This window comes from Natrialba sp. PRR66 (genome assembly GCF_034808065.1).
Classification (GTDB): Archaea; Halobacteriota; Halobacteria; order Halobacteriales; family Natrialbaceae; genus Natrialba; species Natrialba aegyptia.
Map to the genome: position 1 here is coordinate 1 of NZ_JAXHGN010000140.1, position 265 is coordinate 265.

At 51.7% G+C, this 265-nt stretch carries 1 protein-coding gene; it reads right to left on the minus strand.

Annotation, left to right across the window (positions count from 1 at the left end; translation table 11 throughout):
• The coding region (locus SM755_RS23780) for a ribulose bisphosphate carboxylase small subunit (RefSeq protein ID WP_323174854.1) at positions 1–200 on the minus strand (200 nt) is incomplete at its 3' end.
• Positions 201–265: the final 65 nt, after the last annotated feature.

A 265-nucleotide genomic window follows, 5' to 3' on the forward strand; every position in this document is an offset into this window, starting at 1 on the left:
GCCTTGTTGGCCTCCTCCACCTCGGCCGCCACTTGAGCTGCGTCGGTGCAACCAAACATGGGCAATTTCCACATTGTCCAGTATCGTCCGTCATAGTATCCTGGTGACTTGTTGTTCTCACGGTATACGAACGCCTCCCCAACTTCGAACTCGATGCAAGGAACCCATCCCTTAATAAGAAGGTAGTTGATTTCCTTCAACAAAGACTCCTCGGATAGAGGTGGAAGGTACGACAAGGTCTCGAACTTCTTCAAGCCACGTGGCG